Annotated in this window: 12 protein-coding genes; 6 read left to right on the forward strand and 6 right to left on the reverse strand. The window is 69.3% G+C overall.

The annotated features are described in order from the left end of the window. Window positions 1-18: 18 nt before the first annotated feature. Together MAY35_RS02835 and MAY35_RS02840 are read left to right on the forward strand one after the other, a co-directional pair. Entirely contained in the window at window positions 19-855 is an 837-nt protein-coding gene (locus MAY35_RS02835; protein WP_238419109.1) for a GNAT family N-acetyltransferase, read from the forward strand. Between the two features lie 84 nt (window positions 856-939). Continuing rightward, window positions 940-2,781: a penicillin-binding transpeptidase domain-containing protein gene (locus tag MAY35_RS02840; RefSeq protein WP_238419110.1), complete on the forward strand. Its 1,842-nt coding sequence runs from the start codon at window positions 940-942 to the stop codon at window positions 2,779-2,781. 10 nt (window positions 2,782-2,791) lie between these two features. Here the strand turns inward: MAY35_RS02840 and MAY35_RS02845 are convergent, their stop codons facing one another. The 3 genes from MAY35_RS02845 to MAY35_RS02855 are packed head-to-tail and all read right to left on the reverse strand — an operon-like array spanning window position 2,792 to window position 5,678. Next, window positions 2,792-3,571 carry a heme ABC transporter ATP-binding protein gene (locus MAY35_RS02845; RefSeq protein WP_238419111.1) on the reverse strand — a complete coding sequence of 260 codons (780 nt, stop codon included), beginning with the start codon at window positions 3,569-3,571 and terminating at the stop codon, window positions 2,792-2,794. Window positions 3,572-3,576: 5 nt separating this feature from the next. Next, window positions 3,577-4,695, reverse strand: a complete 1,119-nt coding sequence (locus MAY35_RS02850) for an iron ABC transporter permease (protein ID WP_238419112.1) — start codon at window positions 4,693-4,695, stop codon at window positions 3,577-3,579. After that, window positions 4,692-5,678, reverse strand: coding sequence for a hemin ABC transporter substrate-binding protein (locus MAY35_RS02855; protein WP_238419113.1), 987 nt, complete (start codon window positions 5,676-5,678; stop codon window positions 4,692-4,694). Before MAY35_RS02855 ends, MAY35_RS02850 begins: the two co-directional genes overlap by 4 nt. 201 nt (window positions 5,679-5,879) lie before the next feature. On the opposite strand from MAY35_RS02855, the gene map reads away from it, so the two are divergent. Further along, entirely contained in the window at window positions 5,880-6,743 is an 864-nt protein-coding gene (gene map, locus MAY35_RS02860) for a type I methionyl aminopeptidase (RefSeq protein WP_238419114.1), read from the forward strand. A gap of 40 nt (window positions 6,744-6,783) precedes the next feature. On the opposite strand, the gene MAY35_RS02865 is transcribed toward map, so the two are convergent. Further along, complete coding sequence (locus MAY35_RS02865) at window positions 6,784-9,075, reverse strand: protein kinase (protein ID WP_374237913.1); 2,292 nt, start codon at window positions 9,073-9,075, stop codon at window positions 6,784-6,786. Between the two features lie 177 nt (window positions 9,076-9,252). On the opposite strand from MAY35_RS02865, the gene MAY35_RS02870 reads away from it, so the two are divergent. Both MAY35_RS02870 and MAY35_RS02875 read left to right on the forward strand, forming a co-directional pair. After that, window positions 9,253-10,830, forward strand: a complete 1,578-nt coding sequence (locus MAY35_RS02870) for a cobyric acid synthase (protein ID WP_238419116.1) — start codon at window positions 9,253-9,255, stop codon at window positions 10,828-10,830. A gap of 37 nt (window positions 10,831-10,867) precedes the next feature. After that, the gene (locus MAY35_RS02875) at window positions 10,868-11,704 is read left to right on the forward strand and encodes an alpha/beta fold hydrolase (protein ID WP_238419117.1); all 837 of its coding nucleotides are present in this window, start codon (window positions 10,868-10,870) and stop codon (window positions 11,702-11,704) included. Here MAY35_RS02875 and MAY35_RS02880 read toward each other — a convergent pair. Then, window positions 11,701-13,101, reverse strand: a complete 1,401-nt coding sequence (locus tag MAY35_RS02880; protein WP_238419118.1) for a mycothione reductase — start codon at window positions 13,099-13,101, stop codon at window positions 11,701-11,703. The genes MAY35_RS02875 and MAY35_RS02880 overlap by 4 nt on opposite strands. Next, entirely contained in the window at window positions 13,098-14,174 is a 1,077-nt protein-coding gene (locus MAY35_RS02885) for an alpha/beta hydrolase (RefSeq protein ID WP_245403578.1), read from the reverse strand. Before MAY35_RS02885 ends, MAY35_RS02880 begins: the two co-directional genes overlap by 4 nt. Before the next feature lie 200 nt (window positions 14,175-14,374). Here MAY35_RS02885 and mqo point away from each other — a divergent pair, with 200 nt between their 5' ends. Continuing rightward, the gene (gene mqo / locus MAY35_RS02890) at window positions 14,375-15,901 is read left to right on the forward strand and encodes a malate dehydrogenase (quinone) (protein WP_238419120.1); all 1,527 of its coding nucleotides are present in this window, start codon (window positions 14,375-14,377) and stop codon (window positions 15,899-15,901) included. Window positions 15,902-15,937: the final 36 nt, after the last annotated feature.

The following is a 15,937-nucleotide window of genomic DNA, read 5'->3' on the forward strand; positions in this document are numbered from 1 at the left end:
CGACAGGGAGGAGCGGCGTTGCTGAAGCTTCTGGGCGACAAGCCGCTTGGCGCACGCGACGCGCCCGTCGTCGAACGTGTGCTCACCTCCGACCCGGTCGCCATGTGCATGGTGGCCGCACGTTTCGAGACGCACGGGATCAACCCACGTCTGCTCGGTGGGGAGCTGTGGACCGCTCGTGACCCGGCGTCGTCCCTGTGCTTCTCCGGAGCCAACCTGATCCCGCTCAGCGGCTCGTCCGACGACCTCGACTACTTCTCCGATCGCGCCGTCGCCGCGCCCCGGGCCTGCTCGTCCATCGTCGGCCGGGCCGAGCTCGTCCTGCAGATGTGGGAGCAGATCGAGCCCGTCTGGGGCCCGGCCCGTGAGGTCCGGCCGGTGCAACCTCTCCTCGCGCTCTCCTCATGTCCGGCGGTGCCCGCCGACCCGCAGGTACGACTCGTGACCCTCGACGACCTCGACGCCTACATGCCGGCGGCGGTCGACATGTTCATCGGTGAGGTCGGGGTCGACCCGACGGCCGGTGACGGCGGGCGGTCATACCGTCGCCGCCTCGCCTCGCTGGTCTCCGCGCAGCGGGTGTTCGCCCGCTTCGACGGCCCCGACGTCGTGTTCAAGGCCGAGATCGGTTCGCTGTCACGGCGCGTCGGACAGATCCAGGGGGTCTGGGTCTCACCCGACCGCCGCGGCGAGGGTCTGGGACTCGGCGGTACCGCGGCCGTCGCCGAGGCGGTTGCCGCTCACGGCCGCATCCCGAGTCTGTACGTGAACAGTTTCAACGTCACCGCTCGCGCGGTGTACGAGCGCATCGGTTTCGCCGAGGTCGGGACCTTCGCGACCGTCCTGGTCGACTGATCGTTCTCCGCGGATCCGTTCAGCCGGGTGGTTACCGCGTGGCGTCCCGGGAATGCGCGACGGGCGGCCATAGACTCGACCACGATGTGGCGCATGCGAACTCGATGGACCCCGGCGGTGATCGTCGCGTTGTGTGCTGCCGTGACGGTTGCGACCGTCGGCTGCTCGACGTCGGAGGACGACGGCCCGCGTCGTGCTGCGGAACGCTTCCTGTCGGCCTACGCCGACCACGAGGTCGCCGCCGCGGCGGGCCTGACCGACAACCCGGACATCGCCGAGTCCGCGATGCAGTCGGCCTGGTCAGGACTGGCGGCCGAGGCGCTCGACTCGCACGCCGGACGCGTCCGCGTCACCGGTGACACCGCCGAGGTCGAGGTCGGCTACACCTGGGCCCTCCCGCGCGGCCGCACCTGGAACTACGACGCGACACTGCGGATGGGCCGCTCGGACAGCGGATGGGCGGTCCGCTGGTCGTCGACGAACATCCACCCCAAACTCGGTGCCGATCAACGGCTCTCGCTGCAGATCATCGAGGCGCCGCGCGCCACGGTGAATGAAGCCGACGGCTCCGAGGTGATGGTCAACGGCAGTGTCGTCGGCGTCAACTTCGATCCGACGGCCGCGACCGAGCAGGGCGCGTCGGTCGCGGAATCGGTGACCGCCGCAGTGGCGGTGCTGCGCCGGTTCACCCCCTCCCTCGATGCACAGGCCATCGCCGAACAGGTCACCGCGAGCGGGCAGCAGTACCCCCTCGCACGGCTCTCGCATGCGCAGTTCGACCGTCTCCGGGATCAGCTGGCGATCCCGGGTGTGGTGACCAACGAGCAGGCCGAGCTGGTGGCCAAGGACCCACGGTTCGCACCCGCCCTGCTGTCGGAGGTCAAGAAGGTCGTCGACACCGAGGTCGCCGGGCGCGCGGGCTGGCGGGTGGTCACGGTGAACCCCAACGGCCTCGACGCGGACGTACTCGCCGATCACGACGCGGACCCCTCACCGGCGGTGTCGCTGAGTCTGTCGCGAACGGTCCAGAACGCGGCGCAGCGCGCGGTCGACGCCACCAATCGCTTCCAGATCGCGATGGTCGCCGTGCAGCCGTCCACCGGCCGCATCCTCGCGGTCGCGCAGAACAACGCCGCCGACGCGCAGGGTCCGATCGCCACGACGGGTCTCTATCCGCCGGGTTCGACCTTCAAGATGGTGACCGCGGCAGCCGCCATCAACCGCGAGATGGCGACCCCGGACACGACCGTCGGGTGTCCCGGTGCGATCCAGATCGGCCCGCGACTGATCCCGAACTACGACGGCTTCTCGCTGGGTTCCGTGTCGATGCTGCGGGCCTTCGCACAGTCCTGCAACACCACGTTCGCCAAGCTCGCCAGCGAGATGGGTCCGTCCGACCTCGCGCACGCCGCGGCCGCGATGGGTATCGGTCAGCAGTATGAGATCGCCGGGCTCGACGCGGTGTCCGGGTCGGTGCCGATCGAGAACGAACTGGTAGCCCGCAGCGAGGACGGTTTCGGACAGGGCAAGGTCCTGGTGTCGCCGCTGGGCCTCGCGCTCGTCGCGGCGACCGTCGCGAACGGGTCGAAAGCCCCGGTGCCGCAACTGATCCTCGACAAGCCGACCAAGGTCGAGGGGCCACAGCCCACGATGAGCCCCGATGTCTACCGTCAGCTGCGCCCGATGATGCGCGCGGTCATCACCAGCGGCACGGCATCGGTGATCGACGGGCAGGGCGCCGTCTTCGGCAAGACCGGTGAGGCGGAGTTCGACGGCGGGTCGCACGCCTGGTTCGCCGGCTATCGGGGTGACATCGCCTTCGCCACCCTGGTGGTCCGCGGTGGCGACTCCAACAACGCGGTGGCCGTGACGCGCGACTTCTTCAGCGGTCTCGGACCCGGTTACGCCATCCGATCGGTGTCGTAGCGAACGGGTCCTAACGGACGGGCAGGATCACCTGACGTCCGGCGTGGTCGATGACCTCCACCGGGTGGTCGTAGGTGCGCGTCAGCAACTCGACCGTCATGACCTCGCGGGTGGGTCCGATCGCCAGCAGTTCGCCGTCCTTCATCACCGCCACGCGGTCGGCGTAGGCGGCTGCGAGGGTCAGGTCGTGCACCACGAGCAGTATCGCGTTGCCCGCGTCACGGTGGACGCGCAGGATGTCGAGCACCTGCTCCTGATGGTGGATGTCGAGTGCCGCGGTCGGCTCGTCGAGCATCATCACCGGGGTGTCCTGGGCGAGCGCGCGGGCCAGTGACACCCGTGCCTGCTGTCCACCGGAGAGCTGCGCGAACGGACGGTCGGCGATCTCGTCGAGCTCGCACAGGGCCATCGCATCGGCGATGACCGCGGGTGAGTCGGCGGCGCGTGGGGTGCGCAGCCACGGGAACCGTCCCATCGCCACCACCTGCGCGACGGTGAACGGTGTGTCCACCCGATTCAGCTGGGTCACCAGCGACCGGTGCCGGGCCAGTTCGCGTGTCGACGTCGACGCGACGTCGTGACCGTCGACATGCACCCGTCCGCGATGGGGTGTTCGGGTGCCCGCCAGCGCGGAGAGCAGCGTCGACTTGCCGCACCCGTTGGGCCCGACCAGTGCGACCAACTCGCCGGGATGTACCTCGAGCGACACGTCGCGCACCACATCGCGCCCGCCCAGGCGGACATGCACCCCGTCGGCGCGGATCCCCGGTGTCGCGGCGGTGCCGGTCACCTCGTTCACCACCCCGCACCCGCATGACGGCTGCGGCGCAACAGGATGAAGAACACCGGCCCGCCGATCAGCGAGGTGAACATGCCGAGCGGCAGGTCGGCGTCGCCGAGCATGGTGCGGGCCGCCAGGTCGGCGCCGGTGATGACGAGCGCACCGCCGATCACGCTGGTCGGCAGCAGGATCGCGTGACGCGGACCGACGATGAGGCGCATGACGTGCGGCACCACCAGCCCCACGAAGGCGATGATCCCGGCGAAGGCGACGGCCGCCGCGGTGAGGACGGCGGTGAGGACGATCGCCTGCCTGCGCACGGCCTCGACGTTGACCCCCAACGATGCGGCCTGGATGTCGCCGAGCGCGAGCAGATCGAGTTTGTGCACGAGGAACAGGCACGCGGCGACGCCCGCCACGACGAGTGGTGCCACCACCCAGATCTCGCTCCACGTGCGCCCGGCCAGTGACCCGAGTTGCCAGAAGATGATCTGCTCACGAGCCGCGGTGGTCGCGACGAAGGTGAGGAACGCGATGATCCCGGCGGCGAAGGCGTTCACGGCGATGCCGGTGAGGACCAACATGATGGCCGACGACGATCCGTCCCGCAGCGACAACAGGTAGACGGCAGCGGCGGTGACGAGGCCGAAGGCGAACGCTGCGCCCGCCAGCGCCCAGTTGCCCGCCGCGCCACCGGCTCCCGCGGTTCCGCCGGCGAGCACGATCATCAGGCAGGCGCCGACCGCCGCGCCCGAGGACACCCCGATGATGCCGGGTTCGGCGAGCGGGTTGGCGAGGACGCCCTGGAGGAGACATCCCGCGGCGCCGAGCGCGGCACCGACGAACAGGCCCAGCACGATGCGCGGGAACCGGACGTTCCACAGCGCTCCTTCGCCGTTCGGATGCGCGGGCAGCGGCCCGAGGTCGAGATGGAAATGGTGGGCGATGCTGCCCAGCACCTCCAGCGGGGGCACGGACACCTTGCCCGACCCGGCGGACACGACGACCAGGACGAGGGTCGCGACGAGCATGGTGACCACGACCGCGGTGTCGCGGACGCGATGGGCGGTGGCGGAGGGGGCCGGGTTCGAGGTCGCCGTCGCCGGTCCGGTGCTGGTTGCCGAGGAGCTCACGTGTAGATCGACCTCGCGAGCGCCGACAGGACCTGACCGACGTCCGGTCCGAAGGCGAGGATCTGACTCTCGTCCATCTGGACGACCCGGCGATTGCGTCCCGCCTCGGTGTCGGCGACACCCGGGAGCGTCAGCACACCGTCGGGCCCGCCGACGGTGGCCGCCCCCTGCGTCATGACGATGATCACGTCGGGGTCGGCGGTGATCATCGCCTCGGCGCTGATCGCGGTGAAGGCCCCGGTGAGGTCCGCGGCCGCCCCGGCGTCCCGGCCGCCGAGGGTCTCGATGAGATCGTCGGCGCCGGAACCAGGACCGGCGAGCAGCAGGAGGTTGCGCCCGCGGATGTACAGGAAGGCCATCGTCGGGTCACCCGACGGATTCGGGACGAGTTCGCGCGCCGCCGAGATCTGGGCGTCGGTCCGGGCCACGAGTTTCTCGCCCTCGTCGCGGACGCCGAGCGCCGCGGCCACCGAACGGATCAGAGCGTCGTTCGTCTCGAGGTTGCGGATCGCCGGGAACACGACGACCTCGACGCCGGAGTCGCGGATCTGGTCGACGGCGGTCGTGGGCACGGTCGATTCGCTGACGAGCAGGACGGTCGGGGCGAGGGCGAGTACGGACTCGGCGTTGAGGCTGTGCCCGCGATTGGTGACCACCGGAAGCGACACCGCCGAGGGGAATGCCGTGGAGGTGTCCCGGCCGACCACCCGCGATCCGAGTCCGAGCGCGAAGACCGTGTTGCCGAGTGTCCCGTTGATGTCGACCGCGATGATGCGGTCGGCGTCGGTGACGGTCACGTCGCCGTAGCGCAGCGAAGGAACCGTCGACGGCAACCGTGGGTCGGGATCATCGGCGACGGGGGTGATGTCGGAATCGGGCAGCGTCGCGGTCTGGGGACCGCTGCGCAGGTGAGCGCCGGGGGAGTGCCGTTCCTGCTCGATGGGTGTCACGAAACACCCGGACACACTCAGGACACTGAGCATCACCAACAGAAGCGCCCACGACCGTCGCCGACGGGCTCTGAACCCTCCGCTGCCCACAGGGCACCTCCCTCGGTTCGGCGTCGTCCGCGCGGCGGCCGGGACCGGCCTGCGACACCGACGCGCCCACCGGCGAGCTTAGTGGGGCCTTACCCCGGGCCCGCCCATGGGCCTCACGCCGATCGGCAGCGATAGTCTGGACGCATGCCAGTTCGCAGTGCCCTCACCCCTGGGATCGTGTCGCCCATCCGATCCGTGCCCGATTCGATCGAGCGTCCCGAATACGTGTGGAAGCCCACGGTCAACGAGGGTCATGAGCCGTGGGTGCAGACACCCGAGACCATCGAGAAGATGCGGATCGCGAGCAAGATCGCGGCCAACGCGCTCGCCGAGGCGGGCAAGGCGGTCGCACCCGGGGTGACCACCGACGAGCTCGACGCGATCGCCCACGAGTACATGATCGACCACGGCGCCTATCCGTCGACGCTGGGCTACAAGGACTTTCCGAAGTCGTGCTGTACATCGCTCAACGAGGTCATCTGCCACGGCATCCCGGATTCGACCGTGATCTCCGACGGCGACATCGTGAACATCGACGTCACCGCCTACATCCACGGCGTCCACGGCGACACCAACGCGACCTTCCTCGCCGGGGACGTCGATCAGGAGGCGCGCGACCTCGTCGAGCGCACCCGTACGGCGACCGAACGCGCCATCAAGGCCGTCAAACCCGGTCGTGAGCTGAACGTCGTCGGCCGCGTGATCGAGTCGTACGCGAATCGCTTCGGCTACACCGTCGTTCGCGATTTCACCGGACACGGCATCGGGGAGACCTTCCACAACGGACTCATCGTGCTGCACTACGACGAGCCGAACGTCGACACCGTCCTCGAACCCGGGATGGTGTTCACCATCGAGCCGATGATCAATCTGGGCGCCCTGCCGTGGGAGATGTGGGACGACGGGTGGACCGTCGTGACGGCCGACCGGCGCTGGACCGCGCAGTTCGAGCACACGCTGGTGGTCACCGAGGACGGTGCGGAGATCCTCACGGTTCCCGACAACTGATCGGGCTCGATTCACCGATCGCGACGCGGCGGCCCGCGGCTCAGGCGGGGAACCGGACCGGCTGCGGTTCGCTGCTCGCGGTCGTGGTGCCGTTGCCGAGCTGACCGTTGCCGTTGAGACCCCAGCAGTACATGTCGTCGGCACCGGCCACCGCGCACACATTCGCCGAACCGGTGGTGATCTGCGTGACCCGGGACAGTCCGTTCACCCGGTCCGGGCCCTTGTCGGGCAGACCGCTGCGCGAGCCCCAGCAGTAGGCCGAACCGCCGGCCGCGGCGCATCCGCCGTACGCCGCGGTCGACACCTCGGTGGCGCCACGGACATCGATCCTGGTCGGGGTGCGCCGAGACTGTTCGGTGCCGTCACCCAGCTGGCCGGAGTTGTTCTGTCCCCAGCAGAACACTCCGCCCCCGCCGGCGACCGCGCAGGTGGAGTAGAGGCTGGTGCTGATCGACGTCGGTGCGGTCAGGCCGAGGACGCGCGTAGGGGTCGAGCGGTCGATCGTCGTGCCGTCGCCGATCTGGCCGTCGCGGTTGCCGCCCCAGCAGTACGCCGACCCCGAGGCGATCGCGCACGAGGTGGTGTGCGACGTCGAGATCGCCGTCACCCCGGACAGCCCGGTGACGCGGGTCGGGACGTCGACGGTCCCCGTGCTGCCGTTGCCGACCTGTCCGTTGGAGTTGTTGCGCCAGCAGTAGGCATCGCCGTCGCTGATGGCGCAGATCGTCAACCCGACCGACACGGCGGACACCTGCGACAACCCGGCGACCTTGGTGGGGAGCGGGACATTCTGCCCGGGCCCGCCGATTCCGTAACCCCAGCAGTAGAGGTCCCCGCGGCTGATGGCACAGGTGGTGCCGAGACCGCCCATGCTCACCGCCGAGACGTCGGAGATCCCGTCGATCGGGGTCGGCCGCGGACGATCGGTGGTGGTGCCGTCGCCGAGGGTGCCGCGCTCGTTGCCGCCCCAGCAGAACAGTTCGCCGTCCCGGACCGCGCAGGTGCTGTCACCGCTGGACGCGATGGAGTCGAAGTCGCCCGCGGCGCTCGCTCCACTGCTCGGGCTGCCCGAACTCGACGTCGACGAACCGGCGACCGGAGACGTCGAAGGATCGGACCCGGAACCGGTGAGCGCGACCGCGGTGCCCACCACGGCCGCCACGAGGACGATCACACCGACGACTGCCGCCGCAATCCAGGCCGTCCGAGCGCCCGAACCGCGGCCGGAACCGCCACCGGGGCGCGATCCGGCCGGACTCATCGGATACATGTTCTGCGGCGGCATCGGCGGCCCACCCGCCGCGTAGGCCGGAGAGGGAGCGAATTGGCCCTGGGCCGCCGGACGATGCACGGTCGCCGGGAACGGGGGCGGGTACGGGGGTTGGTGCGCCGGTTGCGGAGCGGCCGGCCGGAGGGGTGGCGTCTGGTGCGCCGGAGTGGGCGCGGGGGCCGTCGCGACCCAGCCCTCGGGGGGCTTCGGGTCACCGGCAGGGCGTCGGCCGTGCGGACCGAAGGGGCCGGTCTCGACCGCCCGCGCCAGCGTCGCGGCGAAGTCCGAGCACGACGCGAACCGGTCGGCAGGCGCTTTGGCGAGGGCGCGCGCGAACACCGGGTCGAGGTGGGCGAGCTCCGGCCGGTGGTCGGACACCCGCGGCGGCGGTGTGTTCACGTGGCCGGCGATGAGCGCCATCGGGGTCTGACCGGGAAACGGCTGCTGCCCGGTCAGGACCTGAAAAGCCGTGCAGGCCAAGGCATACTGATCCGATGCCGGAATGGCGGCCTCGCCGGTGAGGATCTCCGGCGCGGCGTAGGCGAGCGTGCCGACGAACAGATTGGTCGCGGTCATCTTCGCGCCGTCCATGAGCCGGGCGATCCCGAAGTCGAGAACGGTGACCCGGGTGATCCGGCCATCGGCATCGCGCGCGATGACGATGTTGGCGGGTTTGATGTCGCGGTGGATGACGCGTTGCGCGTGGGCGTAATCGAGCGCGTCGGCGACACGGCTGACGATCGTCACCACGTCGTCGACCGGGAGCGGAGCCGCCCCGTTGAGGTCCTGGCCCTCGAGATAGGTCATCGAGAACCAGGGACTGCCGTTCTCGACGCCGTGGGTGTAGACGGTCACGATGCCCGGGTGGTCGAGGGCCGCGGCGGTGCGGGCCTCGTTGCGGAACCGCTCGTCGAAGCTGGGGTCGGCGGGATTGGGCGAGATGATCTTGAGGGCCTCGCGCCTGCCCAGGGTGGGGTGTTCGACCAACCACACCTGGCCCATGCCGCCGCGTCCGAGCAAGGAGAGGACGCGGTACCCGGCGAACATCGATCCGGGTTCCACGACCTGCACGCTGACGACCCCCTCGGTGACGAACTCGAGCGGCAGTCCCGACTGCCGATGGGGTCACTGTAGCCAGACATGCGCTAGCTCGAGGCGAACGGTGCGTCGTGTGAACGACGCCACTGTCGCGAGCCCACTCCGGCGGGGCCGGCAGGCGGTCGCCACTACTCTGTCGACGTGGACGACTTCGGCGGTGCGTTGCTCGTGGGCGGTACCAGCAGTGATGCCGGCAAGAGCCTGATCGTCGCCGGACTGTGCCGGGCGTTGGCCCGAACCGGGGTGCGGGTGGCGCCGTTCAAGGCGCAGAACATGTCCAACAACTCCGTGGTCACCCTCGACGGTGGTGAGATCGGGCGGGCACAGGCGTTGCAGGCCTTCGCGTGTGGGCTCGAGCCGTCCACCCGGTTCAATCCCGTCCTGCTCAAACCGGGGAGCGACCGTCGATCGCACGTCGTCCTGCGTGGCCGTCCCGCCGGCGACGTCGGTGCCGCCGACTACATGCGGTGGCGTTCTCGGTTGCGGCGGGTCGTCGCCGACGAGCTGGCCGGGCTGCGGCGCGACTTCGACGTCGTGATCTGTGAGGGCGCCGGCTCGGTGGCCGAGATCAACCTCCGCGCCAACGACATCGCCAACCTCGGCCTGGCGCAAGCGGCTCGACTGCCGGTGTTGCTGGTCACCGACATCGATCGCGGCGGGTCGCTGGCGCACCTCTTCGGGACCACGGCCGTCCTCGACGAGAAGGACCAGCGACTGATCGCCGGGTACATCGTCAACAAGTTCCGTGGTGACCCGTCGATCCTGGAACCGGGACTGCAACAGCTCGAGGAGATGACCGGTCGGCCGACGCTGGGTGTCGTGCCGTTCGCCGACGACCTGTGGCTCGACGCCGAGGACTCCCTCGCCGCCCCGGTGGGCCGCCGGGTCGGGCCGCCCCCGGGCGTCGTCGGCCCGGCGGAGGTGGCGGGGGACAGACTGCGGGTGGCGGCGATCAGGCTGCCGCGCATCTCCAACTCCACCGACGTCGAATCGCTGGCATGCGAGCCCGGCGTCGACGTCACCTGGGTCGACGACCCGGCCACCGTGGCGGCGGCCGACCTGGTGGTCCTGCCCGGCACCCGTGCGACCGTCTCGGATCTGGACTGGTTGCGCGGACGCGGACTGGACGGGGCGTTGCGGTCCCGCGCAGCCCGCGGCCTGCCGATCATCGCCATCTGCGGGGGATTCCAGATGCTGGCCCACACCCTCGACGACTCCGTGGAATCAGGCCGCGGCCGGGTACCCGGCCTGGGGTTGCTGGACCTCGACATCGAGTTCCGTCCGGAGAAGACACTGCGTCAGGTCACCGGCGTCGCGGGTCGCGGACCGGGCGCTCCGACGACCGGCGGGTGTGCGATCAACGGCTATGAGATCCATCACGGCCAGGTGACGCGATCGGCGGAGCAGGCCTGGATCATCGACGACCGGTCGGGCCCCGAAGGCGCGGTGCGCGGCGCGGTCCGCGGCACCCACTGGCATGGTCTGCTGGCGTGCAACGAGTTCCGGCGTCGGCTGCTCACCGACGTCGCCACCGAGGCCGGGGTGCGCGGATTCCGCGTGGCGCCGGACACCGACGTCGATGCGGTCCGCCGGCGACAGGTAGACCAGATGGCCGACCTCGTCTCCGAACACCTCGACCTCGACGCGGTGAGGAAGCTGACCGACGGCGGGCCGCCCGCGACCGCACCCATCATCCGCCATCGGCTCGACACTCGGTAGCCGTCTGCCCGCGGAAGGAAGGCGTTATCGTGGGCCAATGAGTGAAGCCATCCCGGGCGTGTTGTCACAGGTAGCCGTCGGTGATCTGACCTTCGACGTCCGGATCGGGGGTCCCGAGTCCGGCCCGTGGGTCCTGCTGCTGCACGGCTTTCCGGTCGACGGCCGTTGCTACGACGAGGTCGTGCCGCGTCTGCATGAGTCGGGTCTGCGCACGCTGGTCATCGACCAGCGCGGCTACAGTCCCGGGGCGCGGCCCGGCGACGTTGCCGACTACCACCTCGGTCATCTGGTCTCCGATGTCATCGGTGTCCTCGACGCGCTCGGAGTCGGTTATGCGATTCTGGTCGGCCACGACTGGGGTGGCATCCTCGCCTGGCATCTCGCGGCCAAGTATCCGGACCGGTTCACCGGTCTGGTGGTGGCCAGTACCGGGCATCCGTCGGCGATGCGCGATGCGCTCGTCGGCACCGATCAGCGTGAACGGTCGTCGTACATTCTCGATTTCGTCGCCGACGGGGCCGAGGAGAAGCTGCTCGCCGACGACGGGGCGGTGCTGCGCGCCGCAGGCGTCAGCGAGGACGAGCTCGCCCCGCTGCGCGAGCCGGGTGCGCTGACCGCGGCCCTCAACTGGTACCGGGCGAACTTCGTCGGCGACATCAAGGGCACCATGGCCTGCCCGCCGGTGGAGATCCCCACGACGCTGCTGTGGAGTGACGCCGACGCAGCGCTCGGGCGCGAACAGGCGCAGGGGAGCGGCCGTTACGTGTACTCCGACTTCCGCTTCTGCGAACTCGCCGGCGTCGACCACTGGATCCCGCAGAACGCAGCACGCGCCCTGGCGAGCGAGATCGCGCTGCGTTCCAGCGTGTTCTAGTCCAGTTCCAACCCGAGGAGCGCGTTCTCGAGGACCTCGGGCATGGCCGGGTGGATCCAGTACTGCCCGCGTGCCAGCTCGTGCGCGGTCTGGCCGAAGTGCATGGCCTGGATCACCGGCTGGATGACGGTCGGAGCCTGCGGGCCGATCAGGTGCGCGCCGAGGATCGTCCCGGTGCCGCGTTCGGCGATCAGCTTGCAGAATCCGGTGGTGTCCTCCATCGCCCAGCCGTAGGCGACGTCGCCGTAGGCCTGGACCTTGACCGCGATGTCGAGACCGGCGTCGCGAGCCTGCTCCTCGGTGAGTCCGACCGAGGCGATCTGCGGGTGGGTGAACACCGCGGCCGGCACGTACCGATGGTCGAAGGACTCGAGATCGGTTGCATCCCAACCCTTGAGCAGGTTGGCCTGAACCACTCGCTGTTCGTGGTTGGCGACGTGCTTGAGCTGATGGGGAGAGCTCACGTCGCCCAGCGTCCAGACCCCGTGCGCGGCGGTGCGGCCGTGCGCGTCGCACACCACACGGCCCTCCTCGTCGAGCTCGATGCCGACGGAGTCGAGGTTGAGACGGTCCCCGTTCGGACGGCGGCCGGTGGCGACCAGCAGGGCGTCGGCGTCGAGGGACGTGCCGTCGGACAGCTCGACCCGTACTCCGCCGCCGGGGAGATCCTGTGCACCGGTGACCGTGGTCTCCAGGTGGACGTCCCACTTTTCCTGGGCCACCTGGCTGAAGCGGTTGGAGATGTCGGCGTCCTGCTTGCGCAATAGTGCCGGACCGCGCGCGATGATCGAGACGTGCGAGCCGAGTGCGCCGAAGACGTGCGCGAATTCGGCTGCGATGTAACCGCTTCCGAGGATGACGAGGCGTTCGGGGAGCTCCGGGAGCCGCATCACGTCGTTGTTGGTGTAGTACCGGACCCCGGACTCGGTGACGGCCGACGGGATGACGGCGCGGGAGCCCGCGGCGATCACCACCTCCGAGGCGAGGACGGTGTCGCCGTCCCGCGTGACGAGTCGGAGGCGACCCTCCTCGTCACGGCCGTCGAATTCGACATGCGAGTCGTAGACGGTGATGTTGTCGCACCGGTCCACCCGGTATTCCTTGCCGCCGGCCGACAGCGGATCGATGCGTCCGAAGACGCGCTCGACGATGCCCGGCCAATCCACCGAGTCGACCTTCGCGTGCACTCCGAGACGCGCTCCGTGCGTGGCGATCTCGGCAACTTCCGCGGCGTAGACGAACATCTTGGTCGGGATGCAGCCGACATTGAGGCAGGTGCCGCCGTAGATGCTCTCCTCGAAGATCGCGAGCGTCTTGTCCGCGAAGCGGTCGTCCGGGATGGCGTTGCCGCTGCCCGAGCCGATGATGGCCAGGTCGACGACCTGCGTGGCGGTCATAGGTGATTCTCGCTTCCGGTTGTGGACTGGGTGTTCGTCGATGGCGTGCGTGGCGATCGGGCGACGGTGGGCGCAAGGACCCGGGTCAGCCAGTCGTCGACCTCACGGTAAGCCTGCTCGCGGGCGTGCGGCACCGAGAGGAAGACATCGTGTCGTGCGTCGGGAACGGGTACCGCGGTGACGCGATTGCCGAGACATCCGCTCCACCGCGCGATCTGGGTGACGTCGAGAACCGCATCCGCGTGGTCGGTCGACGACGAGTAGGTGCGCGCGAAATGTGTCTTGTCCGAACGCAAGACGAGCGCAGGGACGCCGACGTCGATGCCGCGGTGCAGATGTCGCTGACCGCTGCGCACGGCGTCGAGGAAACCGAAGGTCACCGGGAACCCGCCCAGGGGCTTGACCTCGAGGTCGTAGTTCCACTCGCCGTGCGCACTGTCGTGCAGACTCTCGCCGTAGGCCTGCGAGAGTTCCTTGGGGATGACCCGCATCGGCGCGACCGCCGCGACCGCCTTGATGAGCATGGTGACCGGCAGCGTGCGCAGCACCGCGTCGCCCTGCAGGTCGAACCACGGCGAGTTGAGGAGTAGACCGTCGACCGCACGGTGCAGCGCCGGTCGGTGTTGCCGCAGACGGTCGAGCCACAGGGACGTGACGAGTCCGCCGGTCGAGTGCCCGGCGATCACGACCCGGCAGTCCGCGCCCACCTCGTCGAGGATGATCTCGAGCGCCCGCCCGAGTTCCTCGTCGTATGCGGCGAGATCGGTGGTGAAGTGCGGGGTGTGGTGCGGTTGCAGCGATCGACCGCATTTGCGCAGGTCGATGGCATAGAACGCGTAGCCGCGGTCGATGAAGAAGTCGGCGAGGGGCTCGTGGAAGAAGTAGTCGGTGAAACCGTGGACGTAGAGCACCGCGCCACGGGCGGGAACGGTGTCGGCCCGGCGTATGAGGGTCGCGGAGATGGGTGACTGGCCGTCCGGGTCGGGGCCGAGGGGGAGGGTGCGTTGCCGGTAGCCGTCGAGGAATCGATCGGGCCGCCAGTCGGCGGCTTCGGGTGCGCTCACGACTGCCAGCTTAATGATCGGGCGCGACGGGGTGGGGTGTCGCGCAGCCCACAGTTGCGCAGGTCGATTCTGTCGACGGACGTGCCATGCTGGACAATGGCGGTTGAGAAGGATCGGGCGAGAAGTGCCCGGTCGAGAAGTGGCCATCCGGGACGGCGTGCCGCGACGAACACACGTCACAGTGTCCCACCAGGTGAAGTGGAGTCCAGGTGTCGAAAACGGTGATCAAGACCGATGTCGCGTTGGTGGGTGCGGGAATCATGAGCGCCACCCTCGGAGCCCTGCTGCGACAGCTTCAGCCCGACTGGTCGATCAGCCTGTTCGAGCAGCTCGACGCAGCCGCGGCCGAGAGCAGTGACCCGTGGAACAACGCGGGTACCGGGCACTCGGCGCTGTGCGAGCTGAACTACACGCCGAAGACGGCCGACGGCGGCGTCAACATCGACAAGGCGCTCAACATCAACGAGCAGTTCCAGGTGTCGCGCCAGTTCTGGGCGCACGCCGTCGACAACGGCATCCTCGGCGACCCGTCGGAGTTCATCAATCCCATCCCGCACGTGGCCTTCACCCACGGCGTCGACGGACACGACTACCTGCGCAAGCGGTACGACAGCCTGGCCACCCAGACCCTGTTCGAGGGCATGGAGTTCATCGACGACCCGGCCGAGTTCACCGCGCGCCTGCCGCTCATGTCCGCCGGGCGCGACTTCGGCGAGAAGGTCGCCCTCAACTGGTTCGACGAGGGCACCGACGTCGACTTCGGCGCACTCACCCAGCAGCTCATCAACTACGTCGCCCAGGGCGCCGACATCTACTTCGGTCACTCGGTGACCAATCTCTCCAAGCAGTCCGACGGCAGTTGGATCGTGAAGGTGCGGAACGGACGGACCGGCGACAAGCTGACCGTGCACGCGAAGTTCGTCTTCGTCGGCGCGGGCGGCGGCGCGCTGCACCTGCTGCAGAAGTCGGGCATCAAGGAGGCCAAGGGCTTCGGCGGCTTCCCGGTCTCGGGCGAGTTCTTCCGGTGCACCAACCCCGACCTCGTCGCCGAACACCAAGCCAAGGTCTACGGCCAGGCCGCGGTGGGTGCGCCCCCGATGTCGGTGCCTCACCTCGACACCCGCGTGATCAACCACAAGCCGGGTCTGTTGTTCGGCCCGTACGCAGGCTGGTCGCCGAAGTTCCTCAAGAGCGGCAAGATCACCGACCTGCCCTTCTCGATCAAGCCCGGCAACCTGTTGCCGATGGTGTCGATCGCGCCGAAGGAGTTCGGGCTGCTGAAGTACCTCATCAGCGAGCTCGCCGCCGGCCCCGCGGACCGGGTCAAGACGCTGTCGGAGTTCGTGCCGCGCGCCCTCGGTGCCGATTGGGAGCTGATCACCGCCGGCCAGCGCGTCCAGGTCATCCGCAAGACCGGCGTCGGCGGGCAGCTCGAGTTCGGTACGGCCGTCGTCGCCTCCGCCGACGGCACGATGGCAGGCCTGCTCGGCGCGTCCCCGGGCGCGTCGACCGCGGTGCCGGCCATGCTGTCGGTGCTCGAACAGTGCTTCCCCACCGAATACGCCGGATGGTCGTCGAAGCTGGGCGCGATCATCCCGTCCTTCGGTCAGAAGCTGAACGGCAACCGCGACCTGTACCGACAGGTCTGGGACTGGACCAACAAGTCGCTGCAGCTGACCGGCCGCGACGCCAGCGGTGTCGAGGCCGGCGCGCTGGCCCCGGCAACCGCGGGCTGATCCGCGCGGGATGAAGTTGCGCGGCCTTGTGTGCTA

This window comes from Gordonia sp. 'Campus' (genome assembly GCF_022206305.1).
In the GTDB taxonomy this organism is placed as follows: domain Bacteria; phylum Actinomycetota; class Actinomycetes; order Mycobacteriales; family Mycobacteriaceae; genus Gordonia.

Bases quoted from the DNA above. Each gene is read 5' to 3' on its own strand.
- MAY35_RS02855 (WP_238419113.1), bottom strand. From the start codon at position 5,678: ATGCTCAGTGTCCTGAGTGTGTCCGGGTGTTTCGTGACACCCATCGAG.
- MAY35_RS02880 (WP_238419118.1), bottom strand. From the start codon at position 13,101: ATGACCGCCACGCAGGTCGTCGACCTGGCCATCATCGGCTCGGGCAGC.
- MAY35_RS02840 (WP_238419110.1), top strand. From the start codon at position 940: ATGTGGCGCATGCGAACTCGATGGACCCCGGCGGTGATCGTCGCGTTG.
- map (WP_238419114.1), top strand. From the start codon at position 5,880: ATGCCAGTTCGCAGTGCCCTCACCCCTGGGATCGTGTCGCCCATCCGA.
- MAY35_RS02875 (WP_238419117.1), top strand. From the start codon at position 10,868: ATGAGTGAAGCCATCCCGGGCGTGTTGTCACAGGTAGCCGTCGGTGAT.